Genomic DNA, 221 nt, shown 5'->3' on the forward strand with positions numbered 1-221 from the left:
CCCTCGGCATCGACGTCGAGGTCGTTCCCAGAAAAACCGGGACCCGCGGCTTCCACGTCATCAAACGACGCTGGGTCATCGAACGCAGCCTGGGCTGGCTCATGCTGCACCGCCGCCTGGCCCGCGACTACGAGACCCTCCCCGCCAGCTCCGAAGCGATGATCCACATCGCGATGATCGACAACACGGCCAAGCGCATAACGGGCGAGACCACACCCACC

Annotated in this window: 1 protein-coding gene; it reads left to right on the forward strand. The window is 65.2% G+C overall.

Going from position 1 to position 221, the window contains the following annotated elements; all coding sequences use genetic code 11:
* Positions 1-221 (forward strand): transposase (locus AC559T_RS18340; RefSeq protein WP_498869529.1); only part of this gene is annotated, 221 nt, incomplete at both ends.

The organism is Frankia sp. Hr75.2 (genome assembly GCF_949319125.1).
Lineage (GTDB): Bacteria > Actinomycetota > Actinomycetes > Frankiales > Frankiaceae > Parafrankia > Parafrankia soli.